General features: G+C 71.9%; 29 protein-coding genes. 12 read left to right on the top strand and 17 right to left on the bottom strand.

Annotated features, from left to right (window positions below; translation table 11 throughout):
* The first annotated feature begins 90 nt into the window (after positions 1-90).
* A complete protein-coding gene (locus ACZ7EG_RS13855) occupies positions 91-456 on the top strand; it encodes a YbjQ family protein (RefSeq protein ID WP_471076831.1) in 366 nt (121 codons plus the stop codon).
* A gap of 19 nt (positions 457-475) precedes the next feature.
* On the opposite strand, the gene ACZ7EG_RS13850 is transcribed toward ACZ7EG_RS13855, so the two are convergent.
* A complete protein-coding gene (locus tag ACZ7EG_RS13850) occupies positions 476-1,246 on the bottom strand; it encodes a MerR family transcriptional regulator (RefSeq protein ID WP_471076828.1) in 771 nt (256 codons plus the stop codon).
* Between the two features lie 99 nt (positions 1,247-1,345).
* Between ACZ7EG_RS13850 and ACZ7EG_RS13845 the strand changes: the two genes are divergently transcribed.
* Positions 1,346-2,632: an ion channel protein gene (locus ACZ7EG_RS13845; protein ID WP_471076825.1), complete on the top strand. Its 1,287-nt coding sequence runs from the start codon at positions 1,346-1,348 to the stop codon at positions 2,630-2,632.
* Positions 2,633-2,668: 36 nt separating this feature from the next.
* A complete protein-coding gene (locus ACZ7EG_RS13840; protein WP_471076822.1) occupies positions 2,669-4,075 on the top strand; it encodes a glutamate decarboxylase in 1,407 nt (468 codons plus the stop codon).
* 24 nt (positions 4,076-4,099) lie between these two features.
* Here the strand turns inward: ACZ7EG_RS13840 and ACZ7EG_RS13835 are convergent, their stop codons facing one another.
* Complete coding sequence (locus ACZ7EG_RS13835; RefSeq protein WP_466770212.1) at positions 4,100-4,321, bottom strand: DUF397 domain-containing protein; 222 nt, start codon at positions 4,319-4,321, stop codon at positions 4,100-4,102.
* Positions 4,272-5,108, bottom strand: a complete 837-nt coding sequence (locus ACZ7EG_RS13830) for a helix-turn-helix domain-containing protein (protein WP_471076818.1) — start codon at positions 5,106-5,108, stop codon at positions 4,272-4,274. Before ACZ7EG_RS13830 ends, ACZ7EG_RS13835 begins: the two co-directional genes overlap by 50 nt.
* 120 nt (positions 5,109-5,228) lie before the next feature.
* On the opposite strand from ACZ7EG_RS13830, the gene ACZ7EG_RS13825 reads away from it, so the two are divergent.
* Both ACZ7EG_RS13825 and ACZ7EG_RS13820 read left to right on the top strand, forming a co-directional pair.
* Complete coding sequence (locus ACZ7EG_RS13825) at positions 5,229-5,558, top strand: hypothetical protein (RefSeq protein ID WP_471076815.1); 330 nt, start codon at positions 5,229-5,231, stop codon at positions 5,556-5,558.
* On the top strand, positions 5,555-5,935 hold the full coding sequence (locus ACZ7EG_RS13820; RefSeq protein WP_471076812.1) for a hypothetical protein: 381 nt from the start codon (positions 5,555-5,557) through the stop codon (positions 5,933-5,935). The genes ACZ7EG_RS13825 and ACZ7EG_RS13820 overlap by 4 nt, the downstream gene beginning before the upstream one ends.
* An 11-nt stretch (positions 5,936-5,946) precedes the next feature.
* Here ACZ7EG_RS13820 and ACZ7EG_RS13815 read toward each other — a convergent pair whose 3' ends face one another.
* From ACZ7EG_RS13815 to ACZ7EG_RS13790, 6 genes are all read right to left on the bottom strand, one after another.
* Positions 5,947-6,708, bottom strand: coding sequence for an ABC transporter permease (locus tag ACZ7EG_RS13815; protein WP_471076809.1), 762 nt, complete (start codon positions 6,706-6,708; stop codon positions 5,947-5,949).
* Positions 6,705-7,655, bottom strand: coding sequence for an ATP-binding cassette domain-containing protein (locus tag ACZ7EG_RS13810; protein ID WP_471076806.1), 951 nt, complete (start codon positions 7,653-7,655; stop codon positions 6,705-6,707). The genes ACZ7EG_RS13815 and ACZ7EG_RS13810 overlap by 4 nt, the downstream gene beginning before the upstream one ends.
* 73 nt (positions 7,656-7,728) lie before the next feature.
* Complete coding sequence (locus tag ACZ7EG_RS13805; protein WP_471076803.1) at positions 7,729-8,370, bottom strand: PadR family transcriptional regulator; 642 nt, start codon at positions 8,368-8,370, stop codon at positions 7,729-7,731.
* A gap of 10 nt (positions 8,371-8,380) precedes the next feature.
* A complete protein-coding gene (locus ACZ7EG_RS13800; RefSeq protein ID WP_471076800.1) occupies positions 8,381-8,932 on the bottom strand; it encodes a DinB family protein in 552 nt (183 codons plus the stop codon).
* A 128-nt stretch (positions 8,933-9,060) separates the two neighbouring features.
* Positions 9,061-10,524 carry an aldehyde dehydrogenase family protein gene (locus ACZ7EG_RS13795; RefSeq protein ID WP_471076797.1) on the bottom strand — a complete coding sequence of 488 codons (1,464 nt, stop codon included), beginning with the start codon at positions 10,522-10,524 and terminating at the stop codon, positions 9,061-9,063.
* Between the two features lie 96 nt (positions 10,525-10,620).
* Entirely contained in the window at positions 10,621-11,445 is an 825-nt protein-coding gene (locus tag ACZ7EG_RS13790; RefSeq protein ID WP_471077086.1) for a helix-turn-helix domain-containing protein, read from the bottom strand.
* A gap of 343 nt (positions 11,446-11,788) precedes the next feature.
* Here ACZ7EG_RS13790 and ACZ7EG_RS13785 point away from each other — a divergent pair, with 343 nt between their 5' ends.
* Positions 11,789-12,304 carry an ATP-binding protein gene (locus ACZ7EG_RS13785; RefSeq protein ID WP_471076794.1) on the top strand — a complete coding sequence of 172 codons (516 nt, stop codon included), beginning with the start codon at positions 11,789-11,791 and terminating at the stop codon, positions 12,302-12,304.
* Between the two features lie 91 nt (positions 12,305-12,395).
* Here the strand turns inward: ACZ7EG_RS13785 and ACZ7EG_RS13780 are convergent, their stop codons facing one another.
* The 5 genes from ACZ7EG_RS13780 to rpmG all read right to left on the bottom strand — a co-directional run bounded on the left by ACZ7EG_RS13780 (position 12,396) and on the right by rpmG (position 15,198).
* A complete protein-coding gene (locus ACZ7EG_RS13780; protein WP_050810297.1) occupies positions 12,396-12,614 on the bottom strand; it encodes a DUF397 domain-containing protein in 219 nt (72 codons plus the stop codon).
* 709 nt (positions 12,615-13,323) lie between these two features.
* Positions 13,324-13,557, bottom strand: coding sequence for a 30S ribosomal protein S18 (gene rpsR, locus ACZ7EG_RS13775; protein ID WP_351631386.1), 234 nt, complete (start codon positions 13,555-13,557; stop codon positions 13,324-13,326).
* Positions 13,558-13,563: 6 nt separating this feature from the next.
* The gene (locus ACZ7EG_RS13770) at positions 13,564-14,769 is read right to left on the bottom strand and encodes a CobW family GTP-binding protein (RefSeq protein ID WP_471076790.1); all 1,206 of its coding nucleotides are present in this window, start codon (positions 14,767-14,769) and stop codon (positions 13,564-13,566) included.
* A 4-nt stretch (positions 14,770-14,773) separates the two neighbouring features.
* A complete protein-coding gene (locus ACZ7EG_RS13765) occupies positions 14,774-15,031 on the bottom strand; it encodes a type B 50S ribosomal protein L31 (protein WP_185012383.1) in 258 nt (85 codons plus the stop codon).
* Between the two features lie 2 nt (positions 15,032-15,033).
* Positions 15,034-15,198 carry a 50S ribosomal protein L33 gene (gene rpmG, locus ACZ7EG_RS13760; RefSeq protein ID WP_053669727.1) on the bottom strand — a complete coding sequence of 55 codons (165 nt, stop codon included), beginning with the start codon at positions 15,196-15,198 and terminating at the stop codon, positions 15,034-15,036.
* Positions 15,199-15,262: 64 nt separating this feature from the next.
* Between rpmG and rpmB the strand changes: the two genes are divergently transcribed.
* The 4 genes from rpmB to ACZ7EG_RS13740 all read left to right on the top strand — a co-directional run bounded on the left by rpmB (position 15,263) and on the right by ACZ7EG_RS13740 (position 17,459).
* The gene (gene rpmB / locus ACZ7EG_RS13755) at positions 15,263-15,499 is read left to right on the top strand and encodes a 50S ribosomal protein L28 (RefSeq protein ID WP_344461052.1); all 237 of its coding nucleotides are present in this window, start codon (positions 15,263-15,265) and stop codon (positions 15,497-15,499) included.
* The gene (gene rpsN / locus ACZ7EG_RS13750) at positions 15,499-15,804 is read left to right on the top strand and encodes a 30S ribosomal protein S14 (protein WP_062928325.1); all 306 of its coding nucleotides are present in this window, start codon (positions 15,499-15,501) and stop codon (positions 15,802-15,804) included. The genes rpmB and rpsN overlap by 1 nt, the downstream gene beginning before the upstream one ends.
* 114 nt (positions 15,805-15,918) lie before the next feature.
* Positions 15,919-16,434, top strand: coding sequence for a hypothetical protein (locus tag ACZ7EG_RS13745; RefSeq protein ID WP_471076785.1), 516 nt, complete (start codon positions 15,919-15,921; stop codon positions 16,432-16,434).
* 500 nt (positions 16,435-16,934) lie between these two features.
* Positions 16,935-17,459, top strand: coding sequence for a DUF4232 domain-containing protein (locus ACZ7EG_RS13740; protein ID WP_471076783.1), 525 nt, complete (start codon positions 16,935-16,937; stop codon positions 17,457-17,459).
* A gap of 69 nt (positions 17,460-17,528) precedes the next feature.
* On the opposite strand, the gene ACZ7EG_RS13735 is transcribed toward ACZ7EG_RS13740, so the two are convergent.
* The gene (locus tag ACZ7EG_RS13735) at positions 17,529-18,641 is read right to left on the bottom strand and encodes a DUF2786 domain-containing protein (RefSeq protein WP_471076780.1); all 1,113 of its coding nucleotides are present in this window, start codon (positions 18,639-18,641) and stop codon (positions 17,529-17,531) included.
* 97 nt (positions 18,642-18,738) lie between these two features.
* Between ACZ7EG_RS13735 and ACZ7EG_RS13730 the strand changes: the two genes are divergently transcribed.
* Entirely contained in the window at positions 18,739-19,479 is a 741-nt protein-coding gene (locus ACZ7EG_RS13730) for a Clp protease N-terminal domain-containing protein (RefSeq protein WP_471076777.1), read from the top strand.
* 55 nt (positions 19,480-19,534) lie between these two features.
* Entirely contained in the window at positions 19,535-21,226 is a 1,692-nt protein-coding gene (locus tag ACZ7EG_RS13725) for a bifunctional 3'-5' exonuclease/DNA polymerase (RefSeq protein WP_471076774.1), read from the top strand.
* Positions 21,227-21,608: 382 nt separating this feature from the next.
* Here ACZ7EG_RS13725 and ACZ7EG_RS13720 read toward each other — a convergent pair whose 3' ends face one another.
* Entirely contained in the window at positions 21,609-23,591 is a 1,983-nt protein-coding gene (locus tag ACZ7EG_RS13720) for an AfsR/SARP family transcriptional regulator (RefSeq protein WP_471076771.1), read from the bottom strand.
* Between the two features lie 600 nt (positions 23,592-24,191).
* The gene (locus tag ACZ7EG_RS13715) at positions 24,192-25,085 is read right to left on the bottom strand and encodes a glycosyltransferase family 2 protein (RefSeq protein ID WP_471076768.1); all 894 of its coding nucleotides are present in this window, start codon (positions 25,083-25,085) and stop codon (positions 24,192-24,194) included.
* Positions 25,086-25,226: the final 141 nt, after the last annotated feature.

Raw genomic sequence — 25,226 nt, 5'->3', positions numbered from 1 at the left:
GCTTCAAAGTATCAACGCAGCCGTCTTGGCCCAGGTTCCATGGGCGTACTCAGGATGCACTGTGCCCGGCCCCGGTCAAAGCTGTGAAGCATGGGCATCGATGAATACGGCGGCGGACAGGGCCCGGACCCCGAGGTCCTCGTCGTCACCACGAACGACGTACCCGGCTACCACGTGCGGGAGGTGATCGGCGAGGTCTTCGGCCTGACCGTGCGCTCCCGGCACGTGGGGAGCCAGATCGGTGCCGGGCTGAAGTCGATGGTCGGCGGCGAGCTGCGCGGTCTCACCAAGACGCTGGTGCAGACCCGCAACCAGGCGATGGAGCGGCTCGTCGAGCAGGCGCGCTCGCGTGGCGCCAACGGGATTCTGGCGTTCCGCTTCGATGTGACGGAGGCGGCGGACGTCGGCACCGAGGTGTGCGCGTACGGCACGGCGGTGGTCCTGACCCGGGAGTGAGGCACTCCCGGGCCGGGGGTCAGGCGGTGTGGCGTGCCGCGTTCGCGACGATCGCGTCCCTCAGGTGCTCGGCGAGGCCCGGGCGCAGCACCTCGTAGAACGCCTTGAACCGCTCGTCGGAGACGTACAGGTCGCCGAGGCAGCGGTGGATCTCGTAGGAGCACTCGTAGAACCACGTGCAGATGTGCTGCCGGTGCTCCTCCGCCAGGGTCATGGCCGCCTCGCCGGTGGGCGGCTCGTCCGCCGCCATCAGGGCGCCGTAGCGCTCGCCCCAGTCGGCGGCCTCGGCCTGGATGCGCTTCCAGTCCTCCTTGGTGTAGCTCGCGGTGCGGCGCTGCGAGTCGGCGTACTCGTCGGTGCCGCCCCAGCGCTCCTCCACTTCCTGCGCGTACTGCTCCGGGTCGTTGTCCCCGAAGACCTCGAACCTCTCCTCGGGCGTGAGGTTGAGTCCCATCGTGCGTGCCTCCATGGCGTGCTCCACGGCCGCCGCCATCTTCCGCAGCTTCTCGATCCGGGCGGTCAGCAGTTCGTGCTGGCGGCGCAGGTGCACGCGCGGGTCTGCCTTTCCGGTGGCCTGATCGTCGAGCAGGGCGGCGACCTCCTCCAAGGGGAAGCCGAGCTCCCGGTAGAACAGGATCTGCTGCAGCCGGTCGAGGTCGGCGTCGCTGTAGCGCCGGTGGCCCGCGTGGCTGCGTTCGCTCGGGACGAGCAGGCCGATGTCGTCGTAGTGGTGCAGCGTGCGCACCGTGACACCGGCGAAGCCCGCGACCTGTCCCACCGAGTAGTTCACTTCCGCTCCCCTCTTCCGTGCTCCACGGTCGGGCCTCACGCCACGTGAGGTGCAAGCGTGTTTCCCGTTTGTGCCGTTTGATCCGTTTATCGTGTGCCCGTGGTCCAGGACTCCGAAGACCAGGCGCCCTCCGTCACCCCGTCGACTCCCGCCCGTACCCTGCTGCCGTCGATCGTGCCCGCCGTCACCGTGGGCGTGGTCTCCGCCCTGATCCTGGTGGGGGTGGAGGCCGCCGCCGACCAGCTCCAGGACGTGCTGTGGGAGACCGTGCCCGACGCGCTCGGGATCGGCCGGTATTCCGTTGCGTGGATGTTCGTGGTTCTCGTCGCGACCGGCATCGCGGTCGGGCTGGTGGTGTGGAAGGTCCCAGGGCACGCGGGCCCCGATCCCGCCACCGTCGGTCTGGACGCCCCCGTCCTGCCGCCCCTGGTGATCCCCGGGCTGCTGCTGGCGAACGCGCTGATGCTGGCCGGCGGCCCGAGTCTCGGCCCCGAGAACCCGGTCATCACCACGAACGTCGCCCTGGCGGTCTGGCTGGGCGGCCGGTTCATCCCCCGGGCTCCCGGCCGGATCTGGCCGGCACTGGCGGAGGCTGCGACCCTCGGCGCGCTGTTCGGCACGCCCGTGGCGGCCGCCCTGGTGATCTCCGAGGTGCTGAGCCGGCAGGAGACGCGCGGACTGCTGTGGGACAACCTCTTTGCGCCGCTGACCGCCGCGGCCGCCGGGTCCCTGACCGTCTCCCTCCTCGATCACCCGAGCTTCGACCTGGACCTGCCGTCGTTCGGCGACGCGGGCTGGGCGGACCTCCTCGCGGCGGCGGTGGTCGCCTCCGAGGGCGCGCTGCTCGGCATGGGCGCCGTGCGCGCGTTCCCGTACGTCCACGCCGCGTTCCGGCGGCTGCGGCATCCGATGCTGATGCTCCCGGCGGGCGGGGTCGTGCTCGGCGCTCTCGCGGCCCTGGGCGGCCATCTGACGTTGTTCAAGGGGCTCGACGAGATCGCCACGCTGGCGCACGACCCGGACGGCTGGTCGGCCGGGGAGTTCGCCGTCATGACGGTGGTGAAGCTGGCCGCGCTGGTCGTCGCCGCGTCCTGCGGCTTCCGTGGCGGGCGGATCTTCCCCGCCGTGTTCGTCGGCACCGCCCTCGGCCTGTGCGCGCACGCGCTGGTGTCCGGGGTGCATCCCTCGGTGGGGGTGTCCGCCGGTGTGCTCGGGGTGCTGCTGGCGATCACGCGGCAGGGCTGGATCAGCCTGTTCGTCGCCGCCGTGCTGGTCGCCGAGCCGGGGGTCATCGCCCTGCTGTGCATCGCCTCGCTGCCGGCCTGGCTGCTGGTGACGGGACGGCCGCAGATGCAGCTGCGGCGGGACGGGACACCGGTCCGATGACATCGCCCTTTCGCACCCGACCGACAGGAGGCTCCCTTGCCGCTCCACGAAGGCCCCCGCACGCCCGACGAACGCCGGATGTCCGTCAACCCCTTCTACGGTCCCGCCAACCCCCTCGCCGACATGGCCGAGGCCCCTCCCACACACCGGCTCCCGGACCTGCCGATGCCACCGGAGATCGCCCACCAGCTGGTACGCGACGAGCTGATGCTCGACGGCAACGCGCGGCTGAACCTCGCCACGTTCGTCACCACCTGGATGGAACCGGAGGCCGGGCTGCTGATGGCGGAGTGCCGGGACAAGAACATGATCGACAAGGACGAGTACCCGCGCACCGCCGAGCTGGAGCGGCGGTGCGTGGCGATGCTCGCCGACCTGTGGCACGTGCCCGACCCGGCGACGGCCATGGGGTGTTCGACGACCGGGTCGAGCGAGGCGTGCATGCTCGCCGGGATGGCGCTGAAGCGGCGCTGGGCGAAGCGCAACGCCGACCGGTATCCGGGGGCCCGGCCCAATCTGGTGATGGGCATCAACGTGCAGGTCTGCTGGGAGAAGTTCTGCGCCTTCTGGGAGGTCGAGCCCCGGATGGTCCCGATGGAGGGCGAGAGGTTCCACCTGGACCCGCAGGCCGCGGCCGAGCTGTGCGACGAGAACACCATCGGGGTCGTCGGGATCCTGGGCTCGACCTTCGACGGGTCCTACGAGCCGGTCGCCGACCTGTGCGCGGCGCTGGACGCGCTGCAGGAGCGGACCGGGCTCGACATCCCCGTGCACGTCGACGGGGCGTCCGGCGCGATGGTCGCGCCGTTCCTCGACGAGGAGCTGGTGTGGGACTTCCGGCTGCCGAGGGTGGCGTCGATCAACACCTCGGGGCACAAGTACGGCCTCGTCTACCCGGGCGTCGGCTGGGCGCTGTGGCGGGACGCGGACGCGCTGCCGGAGGAGCTGGTGTTCCGCGTGAACTACCTGGGCGGCGACATGCCGACGTTCGCGCTCAACTTCTCCCGGCCGGGCGCGCAGGTCGTGGCCCAGTACTACACGTTCCTGCGGCTGGGCACGGCCGGCTACCGGGCCGTTCAGCAGGCCGCGCGGGACGTGGCCATGGGCATGGCCGCACGCATCGAGGAGCTCGGCGACTTCCGGCTGCTGACCCGGGGCGACGAGCTGCCGGTGTTCGCCTTCACGACGGCCCCGGACGTGAAGGCGTACAACGTCTTCGACGTCTCCCGCCGACTGCGCGAGAGCGGCTGGCAGGTGCCCGCGTACACCTTCCCGGCCAACCGCGAGGACCTGTCGGTGCTGCGGGTGGTGTGCCGCAGCGGCTTCACCGCCGATCTCGCCGAGCTCCTCATGGAGGACCTGGAACGCCTGCTGCCGGAACTGCGGCGGCAGCCGCGCCCGCTGACGGAGGGCAGGGGCGCGGCGACGAGCTTCCACCACTAGCGAGTCGGGTGCGTCGGCAGGCGGTCAGGAGGGGAAGCAGCCGCTCTTGACCGCCGTGACGAACGTCGACCAAGCGGGCCCCGGAACGATCAGTGCGGGTCCGTCGGGGGTCTTCGAGTCGCGTACGGGAACGCCCCGGCGGTGGTCGTCGAGGACTTCGAGGCAGCTGCCACCCTGGTCGTTGCTGTAGGAGGACTTACGCCACCCCTCCAGCCCCGCCGTGCTCGGTATGACTCGGTCGGTCATGGCGTTCGCAGTCCCTTGCTGTCGCCCTGAGCAGAGCCAGGGATTCCTTCAGAGGCAGGGCGTTGCCCAGCGCGAAATCGTAGCGATGCTGAATTTCCTGGACGATGGACGGGGAGTCATGGACCCGTCCCATCCACAGGCCCTCGCCGTAGGCCACCGGTGGCTGGTCCTCGAACCACATCAGCGTGAGCATATTGCTCAGGAGTGGGTGAGTCCCCAGGGCAAACGGCAAGACATGCACCTGGATCCGACCGGTCTCGGCAAGACGCACAAGGTGGTTGAGCTGCTCCGCCATGACACCTGGTCCGCCGATGCGGCGCCGCAACACCGCCTCGTCCAACAGCGCCCACACTACGGGCGTGACCGGGTCGTCCAGGATTTTCGCCCGCTCAAGGCGTGTGACAACGAGCCTGTCACATTCCTCTTCACTCACCTGAGGGAACGACGTGCTCAAAACCGCACGCGCGTACCTTTCCGTCTGGAGGATGCCCGGGACGAACGACAGGGCGAACTCCCGGATCATCACCGCCTGCTGTTCGAGCAGCCGGGCCGCCTCGAAGTAGTCGGCGACCGCCACTTCCTCCTGCGGCAGGAAGCGACTCAGCACGTTTCCCGTGTTCAGCACGTCATCCAGCCGCCGCGCGTCCTCCCGTGACGGCACCCGACGCCCCGCCTCGATATGCGCGATGTGCGTTCGAGTCATGACCGCGGCCTCGGCCAGCTGTTGTTGCGTCAGCCCCGCCGCCTCGCGCTGCTCCTTGAGCCAGTCACCGTAGTTGGTGCCCACGAGATCAACTCCCCTGTGACAAATGCTCTGTCACATCGAACCCCCTGGCGAGCCTAGTACGGGCCGTTTCACTCTGTACGTCGATCGCTACAGAACGCGACATCGATCAGGAGTCACGTCATGCTCGGCCTCATCGCCCGCCTCTTCGTACCGCTGCTCAACTTCGTCGCCCCCGGTACGGGACGACGTCGGCTCGACGCACGGGACGGCTACGACAGCCCCGCGCCGCCGCCCGCCGCGGGGCCGCCCCCGCACTGCTTCGGCGCGCGCCCCCTCCGCGGCGAGGACCACAACCTCGTACGCCCCTACGTCATCGCGCACGAGCGCCGAGAGCAGGAGCGACGCCGACAAGCCCGGCGCCGCTCCCTGCTGATCACCCCGCAGGGCATCCGCATCCACCTGCCCCCGCACCCGCACCCCCACCCGACGCACCTGGGACTGACCGCATGACACACCACGCCCTCACCCCCGCCCGCCTCCTGCCCTGGTCAAGTCCCGAAGGCAGGCCCTGCTATCTCCTGACCGACGGCAGCGGTCGCCTCTCCCGGGCCGCCGACACCGCCGAGAGCATTCAGCTCGACATGGCCGCCGACCTGCTCGCCCACCTCTGCGACATGCTCGACGACGAGCACGTGACCGCCGTCCAGCTCCGCTACCTCCTCGCCCGCATGAGCGAGGCCCTGACCGACGTGTGCCGCATCGCGGAGAGCAGGGGCGCCCGCCTTCTCGTGCATGCGGACGTCAAGGCGCGTTCCGGTCCGGGCGGCGGCCCCTCCCCCGAGGCCGGCGAGGCATCAGCCGTCCTCCCGTCGCGCACGGACGGCTGAAACCTCCGCACTCACCGGCTGAGCCGACCGAACCTGCGCACCGCCAGCGGGAAGAACACCGCCAGCAGAGCCAGGGGCCAGGCGACGGCCGCCCAGACGTGCCCGGACTCCGTGCCGGGCACGCCGAACAGGTCGCGGACGGCCGTGGCCGTGTGGGACATCGGGTTCCACTCGACGACCGTGCCCAGCCAGCCGGGCATCGAGCCGGGGGTGGCCAGGGCGTTGGACAGAAAGCCGACCGGCCAGACCAGGATCTGCACGGCCTGGACCATCTCCGGCTTGCCCGCCACCAGGGCCAGGTGGATGCCGATCCACAGCATGGCGAACCGGAACAGGAGCAGCAGGCCCATCGCCCCGAGGAGGGCCGTCGGGCCGCCGCCGGGACGCCAGCCGAGCGCGGCGCCGACGCCGATGAGCACGACCAGGGCGAGCGCCGACTGGAGCATGTCGGCGGCCGAACGGCCCACCAGCACCGCCCCGTTGGCCATGGGCATCGAGCGGAAGCGGTCGATCACGCCCTTGTTGAGGTCCTGCGTGACGGCGAGCATCGTGCCCTCCAGGCCGAAGGCCATGGTGAGCGCGAGCATGCCGGGGATCAGGTAGTCGCGGTACTCGCCGCTCACGCCCCGGCCGCCGCCGATGAGGTAACCGAACATCAGCAGGAGCATCACGGGGAAGACCAGGTTGACGACGAGCTGCACCGGCTGCCGTCCCCAGCGGGCGAGTTCCCGGCGGGTCATGGTCCAGGAGTCGGTCAGGGCGTAGGCGGTCACGCGGCCTCCTTCACTCGGCGGTCGTCACCGGTGAGGTGCAGGAACACCTCGTCCAGCGTCGGGCGGCGCAGCGCGACGTCCTCCGCCTCGATCCCGGCCTCGTGAAGGGCCCGTACGACCCCGGAGAGCGCCTCCATGCGGTCGGTCACCGGCGCGCTCAGCAGCCGCCGGTCGGCGTCGACGCTGACCCCGGTGAGGGGCAACAGGGCGACGGCGGCCCCCAGTTGGCCTGCGTGCCGCAGGGTCACGTCGATGCGGTCGCCGCCGGTCTCGGCCTTCAGCTCGTCCGCCGTGCCCTCGGCGATGACCCGGCCGGCGTCGACGACCGAGATGCGGTCGGCGAGCTGATCGGCCTCCTCCAGATACTGCGTGGTCAGCAGGACCGTCGTACCGCCGCCGACCAGGGAGCGGACGGACGCCCACACCTCGGCGCGGCCACGCGGGTCGAGGCCGGTGGTCGGCTCGTCCAGGAACAGCACCTCCGGCTCGGTGATCAGGGAGGCGGCCAGGTCCAGGCGGCGCCGCATGCCCCCGCTGTACTGCCGGACCGCCTTGCGGCCGGTGTCGGTCAGATCGAAGCGCTCCAGGAGTTCCCCGGCACGCGCGCGTGCCCGCCTCGCTCCCAGGTGGTGCAGCCGGCCGAACAGCTCCAGGTTCTGCCGGCCGCCGAGCTCCTCGTCGAGCGCGGCGTGCTGGCCGAGCAGGCCGATGCGCAGCCGCACGGCGTACGCCTCGCGCACCACGTCGTGCCCGGCCACCTCGACGCGGCCCGCGTCGGGCCGCAGCAGGGTGGACAGGACCCTCACCAGGGTGGTCTTGCCGGCGCCGTTCGGGCCGAGCACTCCGTGCACCGTGCCGCGCGCGACCGTGAGGTCGAGCCCGTCGAGCGCCTTCTTGTCGCCGTACGTCTTCTCCGCGCCTTCGACGGTGATCGCCGTGTCGGCCACTGAGTCTCCCTCGCTAGTCAAACTTGACTACGAGCTCAAACGTAAACCCGTCCGAGCCATTCGTCAAACTTGATTAGTGAGCGTCCCCGGGGTGCTTCTCCCCCGTCGCGTACGGGTTCTCCTCGCCGTCGGCCAGGACCCCGACGAACGGATCGCCCTCGTCGGCGAAGGTGTAGGCGCCGCCCTCGATGCGCTCGATGAGACCGCGGGTCCACTCGGCCTCGGAGTCGGCCGTGTGGACCCACATGTTCATGATCTCGCCGATGTGCCCGAGCTGCCCCGGCCCTTCCTCGGGCACGTAGTGCTCCAGGACGGCGGCCCGCCACTGCTCGATGCGCAGGGTGCGCTCCTTCAGCAGCGCGACCGCCTCGGCACGCGGCAGGTCGACGACGAAGCCGACGGCGGCCGTCTTCATGTCCCCGCGCTGGTCGTAGGTGACCAGCGCCTCCCGCAGCAGCCGGAAGTACTCCTCGGTGCCCGGCCCGGTGATCTCGTACTCCGTACGCGGCGGACCGCCGGCCGTGGAGGGAGCGATCTCGTGCGCGTGCAGCAGCCCCTGCTTCGCCATCTGCTTGAGGGCGTGGTAGATCGAGCCGGGCTTGGCGGTGGACCACTCGTGCGCGCCCCAGTACTCCAGGTCGTTGCGCACCTGGTAGCCGTGGGCCCGCCCGTGCATACGGACCGCGCCGAGCACGAGGAGGCGGATCGTTGACATGCGGCCAAGGCTATGCCTCGGCCACCGCCCGCTGTTCCTCGGCCACCAGCTCGAAGGCGGTCCTGCCGTCCAGGGACTCGCGGACGATGTCGGCGTGACCGGCGTGCCGGGCCGTCTCGCGGATGAGGTGCAGGCAGAGCCAGCGGTGCGAGACCCGGCCGTCCGGTGGGAACCAGGGCTGCGCCGGCAGCGCGAAGGTGTCGTCGAGGCTCGGCACCGAGCGGATGTAGGCCTCCGTCTCGGCGGCGACCTTCTCCCAGTACGCCAGCTGCGACTCGACCGTCTCGCCCTCGACCAACTGGAAGCACTCGTGCCAGTTGCTCTGGTCCCGCACGACGGCCGGCGGCTCGCCCTTGGCCAGGGAGATCCACATCTGTTCGACCTCGGCGACGTGCTTGACCAGCCCGGCAAGGGACAGCTCGCTCGCACTCGGCCGCGACGAGGCCTGCTCGTCCGTCAGCCCGAGCACCGCCCGGCGCACGCCGCCCCGCTGCTCGGCGATGAAGGACAGGAGCGCCCCGCGCTCGTCGCCGTGTGCCTCCGCCGGAACGTGAGTGACCATGAAACGCCGCCTTTCGCCTGGTCAGGGGGCCTCTCCCCCGACACCGACAAAGCTACGGGCCCTTGCGGTCAGGTTCTGTCCGCAAGGGCCCGGGCGCGCGAGGCTTCCGGCCGGATGCCAGAAGGCCTCTAGAACGGGAACCCGCTCCGGCCGTGCTGCACAGAGATCCACTTGGTCGTGGTGAAGGAGTCGAGCATCGTGTCGCCGTTGAGCCGGCCGATGCCCGAGTGCTTCTCACCGCCGAAGGGGACGATCGGCTCGTCGTGGACGGTGCCGTCGTTCACGTGGAACATGCCCGTGTCGATCTGCTTGGCGAACGCCACACCCCGCTCGATGTTCCCGGTGTGGACGGCACCGCTCAGGCCATACGGGGTGTCGTTGACGAGGCGTACGGCCTCCTCCTCGCCGTCGAACGGGACCAGGAACGCGACCGGCCCGAAGACCTCCTGCCGCAGCAGCGCCGAGTCGGCGGGGACGTCCGTCAGCACCGACGGCTCGACGAGGTTGTCGGTCCGCCCACCGCGCACCAGGGCCGTGGCGCCCTCGGCGAGGGCCTGCTCGACCACGCCGGAGACGGCGTCCGCCTGCGAGGAGTTGATGACCGGGCCGATGACGGTCTCCGGGTCGCGCGGGTCGCCCGCCTTGAGGGTCTTGACCTTCGCGACGAACTTCTCGGTGAACTCGTCCGCGACCGCCCGGTCGACGAGGACCCGGTTGGCGGCCATGCAGACCTGGCCCTGATGGACGTAGCGGCTGAAGACGGCCGCGTCGACCGCGTAGTCGATGTCGGCGTCGTCGAGGACCACCAGCGCGCTGTTGCCGCCCAGTTCGAGGACGGACCGCTTGAACAGCCGGGCGCAGACGGTCGCCACGTGCCGGCCGACGGCGTCGGAACCGGTGAAGGAGATGACCTTGGGGACCGGGTGCTCGAGGAAGGCGTCGCCGATCTCCGCGATGTCGGTGATGACGACGTTCAGCAGCCCGCCGGGCAGCCCCGCGTCCTCGAAGAGCTTCGCGACCAGGGAACCGCCGACGATCGGGGTGTTCTGGTGCGGCTTGAGCACCACCGCGTTGCCGAGCGCGAGCGCCGGGGCGACGGACTTGATCGACAGCAGGAACGGGAAGTTGAAGGGGCTGATCACGCCCACGACACCGACCGGCACGCGGTAGACGCGGTTCTCCTTGCCGTCCACCGGCGAGGGGATGATCCGCCCCTCGGGGGCCAGCGCCAGATGGACCGCCTCGCGCAGGAACTCCTTGGCGAGGTGCAGTTCGAAGGCGGCCTTCAGACGTGTGCCACCGAGCTCGGCGATGATGGCCTCGGAGATCTCGGCCTCGCGCTCCTCGATCAGGCGCAGCGCCTTCTCGAAGACCGCCCGGCGGGCGTAGGGGTTGGTCGCGGCCCACTGCTTCTGGGCGCGGGCCGCCGCCCGGTACGCCTGATCGACCTCGTCGGCCGTGGCTATCGTGATCGACGCCAGCTTCTCGTCGTCGTACGGGTTGAAGTCGATGATGTCCCAGGAACCGGTACCCGGGCGCCACTCACCGTCGATGTACTGCTGTGCAAGGTCGGTGAAGTAGGACGACGACATGTGTGATCCCTCGATCCCTGGCAGACCCCTGATCGCGCCTTCACGATCTGATCACACGTCATCGTACTGATGTTTCAGGCGAGTTGGAGGAGTACTTCAGGAGAGCTGAAGGAGGCCCCGCAGAAGGTCCCGGCTCTCCGACGGGCCCGGGCTCTCGCTCTGGAGCTCCTTGAGCGCCTTCTCGTACTGGGCGACGTCCTCGACCTTGTCCAGGTACAGCGCGCTGGTGAGCTGCTCCAGGTAGACGACGTCCGACAGGTCGGACTCCGGGAAGCTGAGGATCGTGAACGCGCCACTTTCGCCGGAGTGGCCGCCGAGGCTGAACGGCACCACCTGGAGCCGGACGTTGGGCCGCTCGGAGATCTCGATGAGGTGCTGGAGCTGGCCCCGCATCACCTCGCGGTCGCCGTACGGGCGGCGCAGGGCGGCCTCGTCCAGGATGATGTGGAAGTCGGGCGAGCGCTCGTCGAAGAGGTGCTTCTGCCGCTCCAGCCGCAGCGCCACGCGGCGTTCGACGTCGGCCTCGCTCGCCCCCTGCATGCCCCGCCGGACCACGGCGTGGGCGTACGCCTCGGTCTGCAGCAGACCGTGCACGAACTGCACCTCGTACGCCCGGATCAGCGAGGCGGCGCCCTCCAGGCCGACATAGGTCGGGAACCAGCTGGGCAGCACGTCCGAGTAACTGTGCCACCACCCCGCGACGTTGGCCTCCTTGGCCAGGGACAGCAGGGAGAGGCGCTCCTGCTCGTCGGTGATGCCGTACAGGGTCAGCAGGTCCTCGACGTCCCTGGTCTTGAAGCTCACCCGGCCCAACTCCATCCGGCTGATCTTCGACTCGGAGGCGCGGATCGAATAGCCCGCCGCCTCACGCGTGATGCCCCGCGCCTCACGCAGTCGCCTGAGTTGTGATCCGAGCAGCATGCGCCGCACCACCGATCCCGGCTCTCCCGCGCTCACGTTCGCCAGCCTCCCCAACGTCTTCAGGGGCCGCAGTCTGCCACTAAATCACTCCGAGCAGTACTCGCCCGGTTACGGAAACGGAATCGAGACGGTCGACGCCCGCGCGCGGGAGCAAGGAGAAGGCAAGTGAACGGCCAAAGGACGACGCGAAGATGACGGAAAAATTTCCCAACAACCGGTACGGGCCATCTCATTCCGGTCACGTGCACGTGCATCTGCCCTTGCATCTGCTGTACGCATCCGAAACCATGGTCCCGCACCACCGCCGCATCGCACCGACCGCGAATTCCCGGGAGTGCCTCGCATGGGGACGAATGGATCGACCATGCTCGAGCCGTTACGGCAGGGCCTTCCGCCGCTGGATCCCGCGGCCGTGTCCGACGCCGCCTCCTGTGCCCTTCCCGCCCGCTACGAAGCGGTGCGCGAGGCACGGCGGTTCACCCGCAGCACCCTCGATCAGTGGGACATGGGCGAGCGGTTCGACGACGTCTGCCTGGTGGTCTCGGAACTCGTCACCAACGCGCTGCGGCACGGCCTGCCGGCGGGCAACGCGTGTACCGGCGACCGTGAACCCCCTGTCCGGCTGCACCTGATGCGGTGGACCGAGCGGCTGGTGTGCGCGGTACGCGATCCCAGTCACGACAGTCCGGTCGCCCGGGAGACCGACGACTTCTCCTCCGAGTCGGGACGCGGGCTGTTCCTCGTCGACTCCTTCAGCGACAGCTGGGGTTGGCACCCGCTCGCGGGCGCGCTCGAGGGCAAGGTGGTCTGGGCGCTGTTCCGGCTGTCGCACGCCGGTTCACGACCCGACGGGAAATGAGAGACCGCGGCGCATTCTCGCGCCGCGGTTCTACGCGCGTCACCGCGCACTGAGGGCGGATCGTCCCCTTTTCACAGGGGCAGACGGAGCCTCAGCCGCCGACCAGGTGGTCGAACTCGCCGTCCTTGACGCCGAGCAGCATCGCCTCGATCTCGGCACGGGTGTAGACCAGCGCGGGGCCGTCGGGAAAGCGCGAATTGCGCACGGCCACGTCACCGCCCGGCAGCCGGGCGAACTCCACGCACGAGCCCTGCGAGTTGCTGTGCCGGCTCTTCTGCCAGGCCACACCGCGCAGTCCGGCGGCCGCCATACCGTTGTACACGTCGTGGTCCACAGGTCGCTCCCCGGTGGTGCACTGGCTGGTGTGGCCATTGGTGCAGTGGTCAACTGACCCGGATCATAGCCCTGTTCATGTGCAGATGCTTGGGCAGATGCACGTGCACGCGGGGTGCTCCTGCGGTTACAGATGGACGACCGCTTGACCGAAGCTCTCGACTGTTTGACGGCTCGCCCCCGCCTCACGTTCCCTGCGGACTGCGCCGAAGTGGCCCGGTTCGGGGAGGTCCGGTGGAGGCGGAGCATCCACTCGGCGGCGGGACGAGGCGGCGGCGCGGGGGCCGCACCGGAGAAGCGGGAGCTGAGACGCACGGCCGGGCGAAAGGCGTTCGACCGACCGACCCGCATCCGGAAGGCGGTCGCGGCCTGCGAGGACGGGGAGAAATGGGCCGGTCGCAGGAGACCGGGGTCGTCCTGGTGGCCGGTGCCCGGCTCGGACCATTGCCGGACCCGCGCTCGGCCTGCGGCTCCCGCCGACCCGCGCGGCCCGCGTCCCGGAGCACCTCGGCGGGGCGCGCGGGAATGCCGCCGCGCGGCCGGTCCGACCGGCGTCGGGCCCGGTCTGGACGACCCGCCGCGCGCCACGACGCCGGTCGGCCGGTGGCGCACCCCGGCCGGTCACGGCACGGGCAAAAGGTTCCCCACCCGTCAAGCGTGGGGAACCTCACCCGGCCCGGAGGGGCTCAGCGGCCGGCGTACGGCAGCAGCGCCATCTCGCGCGCGTTCTTGATGGCCTTGGCCAGTTGCCGCTGCTGCTGGGACGACACCCGGGTGACACGGCGGCTTCGGATCTTGCCGCGGTCGGAGATGAACTTCCGCAGCAGGTCGGTGTCCTTGTAGTCGATGTACGTGATCCCGGCCTGGTACAGGGGGTTGGGCCGGTCCTTGGCGGGCTTGCGGTCGGGCTTGCGGGGCATGGCGGGTCAGACCTCCAGGAGGGTGTCGAAGGCGTGCGGCAGCCGCTGCCAGGCGTCGCGCCCGGCCGCGTACTCGGCGTCGGTCAGCAGGCAGGACTCCAGCAGCCGCTCCAGGCCGTCCCGGTCGAGGCCGGGCGAGGTGAAGACCAGGTGCTGGCCGCGGTCACCGTGCTCGGGGTGCCAGTCCAGCGCTGCCGCGGCGCGGCGCACCGGCGGGACCATCTCCCAGGCCGCGTCCGGGAGGGACGCCAGCCACGGGCCCGTGCTCTCCACGCACAGGGCCCCGCCCGCCGCGTCCCAGTGGAACAGCGTGTCGGGCTTGTCGGCGAGCCAGAACCGGCCCCGGCTGCGGGCGGCCGCGCAGGTCAGGTCCTCCAGTGCGGCGTACAGCCGCTCCGGGTGGAAGGGGCGGCGCCGGTGCCACACCAGGGTGGAGACGCCGTGCGCGTCGGCTTCGGCGGGGAGCAGCGCGCAGGCCGGGTGCTGGGCGGCGGCGGCCGCCTCGACGTCGAAGCCGGCCAGGGCGGCCTCTGCCAGCGGCGAGAGCGGACGCCTGCGCGGGGCCGGCACGGTCAGGGCGTCGTCGTCGGCCCGGTCCGCGGGGGCTCCCTCTCCGACCGGGGCCCGGCGGGCGGTCGGGTGCAGCTGTGCGAGCAGCTCGTGGTCCTCGTCGTCGGCCTCCGGGGAGTCGGCGACGGCGAGGACGGGGGCGTACTCCAGCTGGCGCGCGAAGGTGTCGGCGACCGTGCGCTGGTCGGTCGCGGCGGCGGCGAGACCGGCGTCGGCCAGGTCGTCGCCGTTGCCGAGGTACGGCAGGACCAGGGCCGGGTCGACAGCGGTGATCACGCCGGTGACGGTGAGCCCGCCCGCCGTGACGACCTCGGCCATGGCCTTGGGCTCGACGGAGTCCCACAGCTCGACGACGGCGAGCCGGGTGGATCCGGCGTCCCGCAGCCGCTCCAGCTCCGGCACCAGGTCCTCGCGCAGGGCGCAGCACGCGCAGTCGTTGACGAGCGGTGCCTCCCCCGCGTCGAGGACACCGGAGGCATCCCGGATGGTCCGTACGACCGTGCCCGCGGCGGCCGTCGCCAGGTCGTGGTGGAGGACGACACTGCCGGGCACGTCGGCGAGCAGCCGCGCGACGGCCGCCCTGCGGGCGTCGGCGTGCAAGCCCCCGACGATCACGACGGGGAGTCCAGGGGGGACAGCCACGGGATCAGCCCTTCTTTCCGTACCGGCGCTCGAAGCGCTCCACGCGGCCGGCGGTGTCCAGGACGCGTGCGGTGCCGGTGTAGAAGGGGTGACTGACGTCGGAGATCTCGACGTCGACGACCGGGTAGGTGTTGCCGTCCTCCCATTCGACGGTCTTCTCGCTCGCCGTGGCGGAAAGGGTCGAGCGGGTGAGGAAGGCGTAGTTCGCGGCACGGTCGCGGAAGACGACGGGCCCGTACTCCGGGTGGATTCCCTGGCGCATGGTCAGCGCTCCTCTCGGAAGTCGACGTGGCGGCCGACGACCGGATCGAACTTGCGCAGGGTCATGCGGTCCGGGTCGTTGCGGCGGTTCTTGCGGGTCACGTAGGTGAAGCCGGTCCCGGCGGTGGACCGGAGCTTGATGACCGGACGGAGTTCGTTGCGTGCCATGCCGCTATGATACTGAAAATGAAATCCATTTCCATAACTTGAGCAGAGAGGTACGTCACCACCCATGTCCGCGCACTGCATGCTGACCGGCACACAGCCGGGCTTCGGCAACCGCATCTCCCACTCCCACCGGCGCACGCCGCGCCGGTTCGACCCGAACATCCAGTCCAAGCGCTACTGGCTGCCGAGCGAGGGCCGGTACGTCCGGCTCCGGCTCAGTACCAAGGGGATCAAGACCGTCGACACGATCGGGATCGAGGCGGCCGTCGCCCGGATCCGCGCCCGGGGAGTGAGGATCTGATGGCGAAGAAGAGCAAGATCGCGAAGAACGACAGGCGGCAGGAGGTCGTCGCGCGGTACGCCGCCCGGCGGGCCGAGCTGAAGGAGATCATCCGGCGGCCGTCGTCGACGGAGGCCGAACGGCTCGCCGCGCAGGCGGAGCTGCGCAGGCAGCCGCGCGACGCGAGCGCCACGCGCGTACGCAACCGCGACCAGGTGGACGGCCGGCCGCGCGGCTACTTCCGGGCGTTCGGGCTGTCCCGGGTGAGTCTGCGGGAGCAGGCGCACGCGGGGTATTTGCCCGGCGTGCGCAAATCATCCTGGTAAAGGGCGTCCCCGGGGGCTCTTGACGGGCCCTGGTAGCTTGCTGCGGTCGTTCCGGCCACGGGGCCGGCCGGTGCCGTCCGGGCCGGTCGGCCGGCTACAGCTTGGGGGCTTGCAGTGACTTCGGTGATCTTCTCGCGCCGCTCCGGCGCCGTACGCGTCGCTGCGGCGGCCGCGGGGCTGGCGGGCGCGCTCGTGCTGAGCGCGTGCAGCAGCGGCGGCGACTCGGGCGACGACCCGTCGGCCGGCCCCTCCCCGTCGGCCTCGGCGTCCGCCCCGGCGAGCGGAGACTCCGGCTCCGGTTCCGACGGGTCGTCCGGCGGTGCGCTGGCGGGCAGCTGGCTCGCGACGACCGGCGGCAAGGCCGTGGCCCTGGTGATCACCGGCGAGCAGGCGGCGCTGTTCGCCACCGGCGGCAGCGTGTGCAGCGGCACCGCGGGCGAGGAGTCCGGCATGCGGATGATCCGCCTGAAGTGCACGGACGGCTCCAAGGACCGGGCGACCGGCACGGTCGACACGGTGAACGGCAGCAGCCTGAAGGTCACCTGGGAGGGCGGCCTCGGCGCGGAGACCTACACGAAGGCCGAGGGCGGCAAACTGCCGACGGGCCTGCCGACGGCTAGCCTCGGCTGACACACCGACTCCGGGCGGACGGCCGGGACTACCGGGACGGCCGGGACCACCGGGACGGGCAGGGGCCGCCGGGACGGCCGGGACCACCGGGACCATCGGGCCGGGACCACCGGGACGGGCAGGGGCCGCCGGGACGGCCGGGACCACCGGGACCACCGGGCCGGGACCACCGGGACGGGCGGGACCACCGGGACGGGCGGGACCACCGGGACCACCGGGACCAGCGGGCCGGGACCACCGGGACCACCGGGACCACCGGGACCACCGGGACCACCGGGACCACCGGGACCACCGGGACGGGCCGCGGATCGCCTATGGCGACCGCGGCCCGTCCGCCGTTGGGGCGTGGGCGGGGCGCATCGACGTCACGGATTACCACGCGTACGTCCCGGAGTCCGGCGTTCGGGGGAATCGCAGGGGGTGCGTGGCCGTGCGGTGCGTGCGTGCGTGATGATCCAGGGGCCCGATGCCGCTCCCGTTCGACACGCCCAGAGGACCCCATGCGCACCTTTCCCCTCACCCTGGCCGCCGCCCTCGCCGCGACGCTCCTGCTGACCGGCTGCGACGACGACAAGGCCGGTGGTGACGACGTCAAGAACGCGGACCGGCCGAGCGATGCGGCCTGCGCGCTCGGCGACATGGGCGTGGAGGTCGGCGCCGGCGCCGCCCCGGCCGCCGGGGACACCGGCACCGTCACCGTCACGCTCACCAACAAGGGCGCGCGGTGCACGCTCAAGGGCTTCCCCGCGGTGGACCTGCTGGCCGACGACAAGACGACGTCCGTCTCCCCGGACGAGGGCGCGAAGGCCCAGTCGCTGACCCTCGAGAAGGGCGCCACCACGTCCTTCACCATCACCTACGTCCGGGGCGAGGCGGGCTCCCCGAAGAGCCTGGCCGTGCGCAAGGCGTCCTTCACACTGCCCGGCGACACCAGGACGGCGCACGAACTGACGTGGTCGTACGGCGAGGTCGCCTGGACGGACGAGAAGCCCTCGGTGAGCGGCTTCGAGACGTCGGGCGACTGACGGCGCTGACGCGCTGACGGGGCTGACGGCGCTGACGGCACTGACGGCGCTGACGGCGCTGACGGCAGATCAACGCAGCGGCGGCCGGTGCCGGACCTGGGCCCGGTCCGCCGCCTGCGCGCCCTCCGTCCAGCCCGCCGCGTCCCGCACCCCGCGCAGCCGGGTCGTGGTCGTCTCCGGGAACATCCGGTCCAGCCGCCCGGTGACGGCGACCTCGCGGGATGCGAGGACCGGCAGCAGGTCGTCGGTCACCTGGGTCTCGGCGGCCGCTGTCAGGCGGGTGCCGATGCGATGTGCGTAGGCCGCGAGGAACGACTGCCGGAACGTCTTGGTGCGCTTGCGCCCGCCCGCCCGCTGCGCGGCCTCCGCCTTGGTCATCGCGGTCGTGGCCTGCACGAGGAGCGAGGTGTAGAGGAGTTCGACCGCCTCCAGGTCGGTCTCGAAGCCGACGACGGTGGAGAAGCCGAGGGGTTCGTTCCACACCGCCCGGCAGTGGTTGGCACCGGCGACGGCGTCCAGCAGCACCGCCTTGGCCTGCTCGTACGGCGGCTCGACCCCGACCCGGCAGGCCCCCGGCGTGTCCGGCGAGGGTGCCCGCGCGGCGAGCAGCGCCTCGTCGACGCTGTGCCGGGCCATCAGCTCCTGCGCCTTGGCGCTGAGCGCCTCCGCCTCCTCCGGGAACCCGGTCGCCTCCGCCTTGGCCAGCAGGGCGCGGATGCGGGTGAGCATCCGCGATTCGGCCCTGGCCTCCCCGGGCGCCGCCCCGGGTGTCTCGTCGAGGGCCTCCAGGGCCGGCAGCCGCAGCAGCAGCCGGTACAGCTCCAGCACGGCCGTGGCGTACGAGAACCGGTCGGTGCGGGGCGGGGCGTCGGCGGGGAGGTCCGCGAGCTGCCCGTTCCAGCGGCGGCCCCGTGGGCCGTCGCCGGGCGCCTGTGCACGGATCAGCGCGGCCACGTGGAGCACGTGGACGTCGTCCAGCTCGCGCCGGACGATCCGTACGACGTCGGCCGGCTGCCAGCCGCGCCGCCAGGCCGCCGCCACGAACTCCTGTCCGCGCCGGTCCAGTTCGGGGTCCGCCGCCGGGTCGGAGGCGAGCAGGGAGGCGCCGGTGTCGAGGGCCGTCTCGCCGGTCTCGTAGAGGGCCGCTGCGAACGCGCGGTCGACGGTGCTGGACGTACTCACGGGCCGATGGTGCCACGCCGTCACGGCCGGCCCGGAACCCACGACCAGGTGTCAACTCGTGGTTGACATCCTCAAGGGTGCAACCTACGGTTGACACATGACGAACCCCGACACCACGTCATCCATCCGTCTCGACGACCTCATCGCGGCCATCAAGAAGGTCCACGAGGAGCCGCTCGACCAGCTCCAGGACGCGGTGATCGCCGCGGACCACCTGGGCGACGTGGCCGACCACCTGATCGGCCACTTCGTCGACCAGGCCCGGCGCTCCGGCGCCTCCTGGACCGACATCGGCAAGAGCATGGGCGTCACCCGGCAGGCGGCGCAGAAGCGGTTCGTGCCCAAGGAGTCGGCCGATCTCGACCCGAGCCAGGGCTTCAACCGGTACACGCCGCGGGCCCGCAGCGTGGTGATGGCGGCGCACAACGCGTCCAAGGCCGCGCACAACGCCGAGGGCCTGCCCGAACACCTCGTCCTCGGCCTGCTGGCCGAACCGGAGGGACTCGCCGCGAAGGCGATCGTCGAGCAGGGCGTCTTGCTCGACGCGGTCCGCGCGGCGGCCACGGCGGCGCTCCCGCCGGCCGTCGAGGACGCCCCGGAGCTCGTGCCGTACGGCCCGGCCGCCAAGAAGGTCCTGGAACTCACCTTCCGCGAGGCCCTGCGCCTCGGCCACAACTACATCGGCACCGAGCACATCCTGCTCGCCCTCCTGGAGCACGAGAACGGCCAGGGGGTCCTCAGCGGCCTGGGCATCGGCAAGGAGCGGACCGAGCAGTACGTCGCCGGGGCGCTGGAGAAGATCGCGCGGGCACAGGAGAACGTGCTGGACGAGTCCTGACCCTCGTCGGGCGGCGACAGGGGGCGTTGTCAGACCCCCCTGTCACACTCGCTGCATGGCCGACCGATGGGCGCTCGCCCCGACCGAGGACGGTGGCGTGGACGTCGCCCCCCTCGGCCCGGACGGGCTGCCCGCCGGTCCGGTGCGTCGGGAGGCGCACCCCGCCGAGGCCGTCCGGAGCCGTCCCGGCGTCACGCGGTGGGTGTGGCGGTCCACCGCCGAGGTCTACCCGCGCCTGCTCGCCACGGGGGTGCGAGTCGAGCGGTGTTACGACATCGAAGCCGCCGAGACGCTCCTCCTCGGCCACGAGGGGCGGTACGGGGAACCACGCTCGGCCGCGGCCGCCCTGGCCCGGCTGTGCGGCGGCCCCGTACCGCCCGATCCGCCGCAGCGCTCCGCGGAACCGGGCTCCCAGTCCTCCCTGTTCGAGCCTCAGGGCGTCCACCTGCCCCTGGCCGACCTCCTCGCGGTGTACGCCGAGCAGCAGCGGCGGCACGACAGCGCCGAGCACCCCGACCGCATGCGGCTGCTCACGGCCGCCGAGTCCGCGGGCACGCTGGTGGCGGCCGAGATGAACCGCGCCGGGCTGCCCTGGAGCACCGAGGTGCACCGCACGCTGCTGCACGACCTGCTGGGCGAGCGGTACGCGGGCGGCGGCGAGCCACGCCGGCTGGCCGAGCTGGCCGAGGAGGTGTCCGCCGCGTTCGGCCGCCGGGTCCGCCCCGACCTGCCCGCCGACGTGGTCAAGGCCTTCGCGCAGGCCGGCATCAAGGTCTCCTCGACCCGTAGGTGGGAGATCGAGACGGTCGACCATCCGGCCGTGAAACCACTGCTGGAGTACAAGAAGCTGTACCGCATCTGGGTCGCCCACGGCTGGTCATGGCTGCAGGACTGGGTCCGCGAGGGCCGCTTCCGACCGGAGTTCCTCGCGGGCGGGACGGTGACCGGCCGCTGGGTCACCAACGGCGGGGGCGGGCTCCAGATCCCCAAGGTGATCCGGCGGGCCGTGGTCGCCGACCCGGGCTGGCGGCTCGTCGTCGCCGACGCCGACCAGATGGAGCCGCGCGTCCTCGCCGCGATCTCCCGCGACCCGGGCCTGATGGAGGTGGCCGGGCGGGAGAGCGACCTGTACCAGTCGGTCTCCGACCGGGCCTTCTCCGGCGACCGCTCGCAGGCCAAACTCGCCGTGCTCGGCGCGGTCTACGGCCAGACCTCCGGTGACGGCCTGAAGAACCTCGCGGCCCTCAGACGCCGGTTCCCCAGAGCCGTGGCGTACGTCGACGACGCGGCCCGGGCCGGTGAGGAGGGCCGGCTCGTGCGGACCTGGCTCGGCCGGACCTGCCCGCCGGCGGCCCGGGGGACGGACGACGCGACCGAGGAAGCGGGCATCCCGGCCGCCGAGGCGGACCGGTCCGACGACAGCGCCGCGTGGGTGCCCGGCTACGCCTCCACCAATGCCCGCGCCCGCGGCCGCTTCGCCCGCAACTTCGTCGTCCAGGGCAGCGCCGCCGACTGGGCGCTGCTGCTGCTCGCCGCGTTGCGCAGGACCTGCGCGGAGCTGGCGGCCGAGCTGGTCTTCTTCCAGCACGACGAGGTGATCGTGCACTGCCCCGCGGAGGAGGCCGAGACGGTCGTGGCGGCGATCCGCGAGGCGGCGGCCCTGGCCGGGCGACTGACCTTCGGGGAGACGCCGGTGCGGTTCCCGTTCACGACGGCCGTGGTGGAGTGCTACGCGGACGCCAAGTGATCACCGGGACGCCAGGAGCTCACGCGACTTGGTGCTCGATACCGGCCCGTGCTGCGGTGCACTCGACGAGGTTGCCGAAGTGGCCGAAGGCGACGATTTCGCCGTGCGGGTCGTGCGGCCGCCCTGCGTGCTCCGGGCGCCGCGTCGGCGACCCGCCCGCCAGTGCTACGCGGACGCCAAGTGATCATCCGGACGCCAGGGGCACTTGGTGCTCGATACCGGCCCGTGCTGCGGTGCACTCGACGAGGTTGCCGAAGTGGCCGAGGGCGACGATTTCGCCGTGCGGGTCGTGCGGCCGGCCTGCGTGCTCCGGGCGCCGCGTCGGCGACCCGCCCGCCTCCGTACGCCGGCCCGGCCCGTCCGGGCAGCAGGCCGCGGTGGCTCAGGCAGCGGCGGATCCAGGAGGGATGTCGTCCTGGTCGAGGCCAGGTCCCACGGTCGCGGTGAGGAGCTGCTCGGCGACAGCGGCGTACCAGTGCAGCCCCGTGCCGGCGGTGTCGACGGCGCCCCGCTCTCCGGCCCGTTCACGGGCGAAGTCGCGCACCAGGACGTGCGGCACGTAGCGGCCGTACGTCGTCTCCTCCAGCAGGGCCACGTCGAGGAGACGGTCCAGGGCGGCCTCGGTGCGGGGTTCGCCGATGCCGGTGAGACGGGCGAGAGGGGGGACGCCGTAGGCGGGCAGGTCGAGCGAGCCGATTCCGCGCAGGGTGCGGGCCGCGTCCCGGTCGGCCTCGCGCTCGGAGGCGGCGAGCGCGTCGTAGGCGGCGGTCAGCAAGCGGCGGACGCTCAGATCGTCGTACTCCAGACAGCACAAGCGCCCCTCGGTGGTGGCGAGTTGCGCGGCGAGCTTCTCGGGCGTCAGGGCCCGGCGGGCAGCGAGCCGCGCGGCGAGGACCCGCAGGGCCAGCGGAAGCCGGCCGGTGAGCTCGACGAGGAGCCGGGCGGCGTCCGTGCCGTCCAGGCCGTCGCGGCCCGAGGCGCTGCGCAGGAGTTCGGCGCTCTCCTCCTCCGACAGAGGGGCCAGCGAGAACCGGGCCGCGCCGTCGAGTGCGGTCAGCGGCGAACGGCTGGTGACGATCACCGCGCACCCGGCACCGCCCGGCAGCAGCGGCCGTACCTGCGCTGCGCTCGCGGCGTCGTCCAGGACCAGAAGCGTGCGGGCCGGCGCGAGCAGTGACCGGAGCAACGCGGCGGCGGCGTCCGGCTGCTCGGGAATGCCGCAGGGCTCGGTGCCGAGGTCACGCAGCAGCGCGGTGAGCGCCTGGCCAGGAGTGAGAGGCGTCATGCCCGGGGTGGCGCCGTGCAGGTCGAGGTACAACTGCCCATCGGGGAAACGTTCCGCCACCTGGTGGGCGACCTGCAGGGCGAGCGCGCTCTTGCCGACGCCGGGCATGCCGCTGATGACGGCGACGGGGTGGGGGCCGGGTGCCGTGAGCGCGCGGTGCAGGGAGTCGCGTACGGCACTGCGGCCGACGAAACCGGTTGACGGCGGCGGAAGTTGAGCGGGTGGCGGCATGGGCCCGCCCGGTTCACCGGGTGACGCCCCGCCGACCGGGCACATCGGCTCCCTGCCGCCGCCACCCGGCTCCCCCGCACCACCGTCGCCCACGTCCCCCCGCAGCACCTCCACGTGCGCTTCCCGCACCCCCGCCCCCGGCTCGATGCCGAGCCGGCCGACGAGGCGGGTACGCAGGTCCCAGTGGACGGCCAGGGCTTCAGCCTGACGGCCGGTGCGGTGCAGGGCGAGCATCAGCTGCCGGTGGTAGACCTCCCGCAGCGGATACTCGCCGGTCAGCGCCGCCAGCTCCGGCACCAGCTCGTGCAGGCGCGGTCCGCCCAGCGCCAGCTCGGCGTCGTAGCGCCACTCCAGCAGCAACAGCCGGGCCTCGCACAGCCGCTGCGCGAACGCGTACCCGCCCACCTCGGGCGGCAGCCCGGCGAGCGGCGCGCCCCGCCACAGCCCGAGCGCGGCCGCGCACTCGCGCACGACCCGCTCCCAGGCCCGGCCGGTGTGCGCGGCACGCGCGGCGGTGACGTGTCCGTCGAAGACGTGGACGTCCAGCTCACCCTCGTCGAGCCGCAGCACATACCCGGACGGCACGGTCCGCAGCCGTCCGGGGTCGTCGAGCAACCGCCGCAGCCGGGCGATGTGATTGTGCAGCGAGGCCCGGGCGGAAACGGGCGGCGCCCCGCTCCACAGCGCGTCCTCGAGCGCTTCGGCGGAGACGACCCGTCCGGCGTCGAGGAGCAACGAGGCCAGCAGGGCACGGGACTTGGCGCTGGCGACGGGCGTGGCCTCACTCCGGGGCCCGCCCTGATCGTCGCGGAACAGCACCGGTGGGCCCAACAGCCCGAACCGCATCATCGCGCCACTACCCCCCGTGCACCCCGCCTTGGCGGGTTTCCACTCCTGGGCGACGGATTTCCGCCACCCGGCCTTCACCTGCTGCGTCGGGATCAGCCGATGCCCCGGCCCTCCTCGACCTCGGGTTCGGCGACTTCCGGCCGATCGGCGGATGACGCAACGGCGAAGCGTTGGCCATATGTTAGCGATCCGTTGGCAAAGCCTGATGTGATCACTACATCGGATCTGGCCCGGCGGTGCGCGCGTCTGGACGCGCAACTCGGGGGAGTGTCGCCGCCGCGGCCGGGTCCGGGTCCCGGTCGGCGAGGTGAACGGCCGGGGCCCTCTCCATCTCTCCGGCGCGGCGAGTTCCCTGGGTTCTGCCGGTTCCGCGGGTTCCGTGGGTTCCGTGGATTCCGCGGGTTCCGTGGCAAGGCGGACTCCGCCGACGCGACAGACGACGTGGCACGTCAGATGACTGGCGGCATGTCAGACGGTGGCGGCACGTGAGATGACGGGCGGCACGCCAAACCACGCGCGGCACACCAGATCGCACGCGGGACGCCAGACCGCACGCGGCACAACAGACCACGCGCGGCACGCCAGACCACGGATGGCACCTCAGATGACGGGTGGCCGTCCCAGCCGGGTCAGCCGCCACACCGTCCGCCACCGCATGGGCCGCCGCTCCCCCGCCGGCTCCCGCACGCCCTCCACGAATCCGCCGAACCACGCGCGCAGCCCGGCACCCGACCGGTTGCGGGCGAGGGTGAGCAGCACCCACACGCCCAGATGGACGGGGACGAGCGGGAGCGGCAGGCGGCGCCGGGCCAGCCAGACCCGGTTGCGGGCGTTCACCCGGTAGTAGATGGCGTGCCGGGCGGGCGAGGTCTTGGGGTGCCGGAGCAGCAGCTCCGGCGCGTAAAGGATCCGCCACCCGGCGTCCACCGCCCGCCACGCGAGGTCGGTCTCCTCGTGCGCGAAGAAGAACTCGGCGGGCCAGTCGCCGACCTCGTCGAGCATCGCCATCCGCAGCCCGTGTCCGCCGCCGAGGAAGCCGGTGACGTAACCACCCCGGTGGGGGTCCGAGTTGCCGAGGCGGGGCACGTGCCGCTGCTGCGTCTCGCCGAGCTCGTCGGCGATGCGGAAGCCGACGATGCCGAGCCGCTCGTCGGCGGCGAACAGGTCCCGCACGCGGCGCAGCACGTCGGGGTCGACGAGCAGTCCGTCGTCGTCCAGATCCACCACGACGTCGATGTCGCCGAACTCCCGCAGCCGCGCCAGGGCGGCGTTGCGCCCGCCCGGGCAGCCGAGGTTCTCGTCGAGCTCGACGGTGGTGACCTCGCCGGGCAGCGACAGCCGGCGCGCGAAGTCGGGCAGCGGGCAGCCGTTTCCGACGATGACGATCCGCTCGGGCGGCACGTCCTGTTTGGCCACGGACTCCAGCAGGGCGTCGACCTCGTCGGGCCGGTTGCCCATCGTCACCACGGCGACGGCGATCCTGGGCGCCCCCATGTCCTCACCTCGTACCGGTCGGCAGCTGACTGATCGAGGGGCGATGCTAGCCGTTCACGGTAGGGACGTCTTAAGGACGCCTGCCGGACGGCGGTGCGCCTACGCCGTTTCAGTGCGGGGCGGCCACCCGACCGGAACGGG

This window comes from Streptomyces sp. NPDC037100 (assembly GCF_055606225.1).
Note: the sequence above shows the minus strand (reverse complement) of the source record. Positions and strands in the feature narration are given on the sequence as shown.

What these genes read in the sequence shown, in the direction of transcription:
- ACZ7EG_RS13835 (WP_466770212.1), bottom strand. Translation starts at nt 4,321, where the DNA reads ATGACCGACCGAGTCATACCGAGCACGGCGGGGCTGGAGGGGTGGCGT.
- ACZ7EG_RS13725 (WP_471076774.1), top strand. Translation starts at nt 19,535, where the DNA reads ATGGCCGACCGATGGGCGCTCGCCCCGACCGAGGACGGTGGCGTGGAC.
- rpsR (WP_351631386.1), bottom strand. Translation starts at nt 13,557, where the DNA reads ATGCCCCGCAAGCCCGACCGCAAGCCCGCCAAGGACCGGCCCAACCCC.
- ACZ7EG_RS13715 (WP_471076768.1), bottom strand. Translation starts at nt 25,085, where the DNA reads ATGGGGGCGCCCAGGATCGCCGTCGCCGTGGTGACGATGGGCAACCGG.
- ACZ7EG_RS13795 (WP_471076797.1), bottom strand. Translation starts at nt 10,524, where the DNA reads ATGTCGTCGTCCTACTTCACCGACCTTGCACAGCAGTACATCGACGGT.
- ACZ7EG_RS13740 (WP_471076783.1), top strand. Translation starts at nt 16,935, where the DNA reads ATGCGCACCTTTCCCCTCACCCTGGCCGCCGCCCTCGCCGCGACGCTC.
- ACZ7EG_RS13720 (WP_471076771.1), bottom strand. Translation starts at nt 23,591, where the DNA reads ATGATGCGGTTCGGGCTGTTGGGCCCACCGGTGCTGTTCCGCGACGAT.
- ACZ7EG_RS13800 (WP_471076800.1), bottom strand. Translation starts at nt 8,932, where the DNA reads ATGGTCACTCACGTTCCGGCGGAGGCACACGGCGACGAGCGCGGGGCG.
- rpmB (WP_344461052.1), top strand. Translation starts at nt 15,263, where the DNA reads ATGTCCGCGCACTGCATGCTGACCGGCACACAGCCGGGCTTCGGCAAC.
- ACZ7EG_RS13820 (WP_471076812.1), top strand. Translation starts at nt 5,555, where the DNA reads ATGACACACCACGCCCTCACCCCCGCCCGCCTCCTGCCCTGGTCAAGT.
- rpsN (WP_062928325.1), top strand. Translation starts at nt 15,499, where the DNA reads ATGGCGAAGAAGAGCAAGATCGCGAAGAACGACAGGCGGCAGGAGGTC.
- ACZ7EG_RS13785 (WP_471076794.1), top strand. Translation starts at nt 11,789, where the DNA reads ATGGGGACGAATGGATCGACCATGCTCGAGCCGTTACGGCAGGGCCTT.
- ACZ7EG_RS13730 (WP_471076777.1), top strand. Translation starts at nt 18,739, where the DNA reads ATGACGAACCCCGACACCACGTCATCCATCCGTCTCGACGACCTCATC.
- rpmG (WP_053669727.1), bottom strand. Translation starts at nt 15,198, where the DNA reads ATGGCACGCAACGAACTCCGTCCGGTCATCAAGCTCCGGTCCACCGCC.
- ACZ7EG_RS13780 (WP_050810297.1), bottom strand. Translation starts at nt 12,614, where the DNA reads ATGGCGGCCGCCGGACTGCGCGGTGTGGCCTGGCAGAAGAGCCGGCAC.
- ACZ7EG_RS13790 (WP_471077086.1), bottom strand. Translation starts at nt 11,445, where the DNA reads ATGCTGCTCGGATCACAACTCAGGCGACTGCGTGAGGCGCGGGGCATC.
- ACZ7EG_RS13855 (WP_471076831.1), top strand. Translation starts at nt 91, where the DNA reads ATGGGCATCGATGAATACGGCGGCGGACAGGGCCCGGACCCCGAGGTC.
- ACZ7EG_RS13765 (WP_185012383.1), bottom strand. Translation starts at nt 15,031, where the DNA reads ATGCGCCAGGGAATCCACCCGGAGTACGGGCCCGTCGTCTTCCGCGAC.
- ACZ7EG_RS13825 (WP_471076815.1), top strand. Translation starts at nt 5,229, where the DNA reads ATGCTCGGCCTCATCGCCCGCCTCTTCGTACCGCTGCTCAACTTCGTC.
- ACZ7EG_RS13805 (WP_471076803.1), bottom strand. Translation starts at nt 8,370, where the DNA reads ATGTCAACGATCCGCCTCCTCGTGCTCGGCGCGGTCCGTATGCACGGG.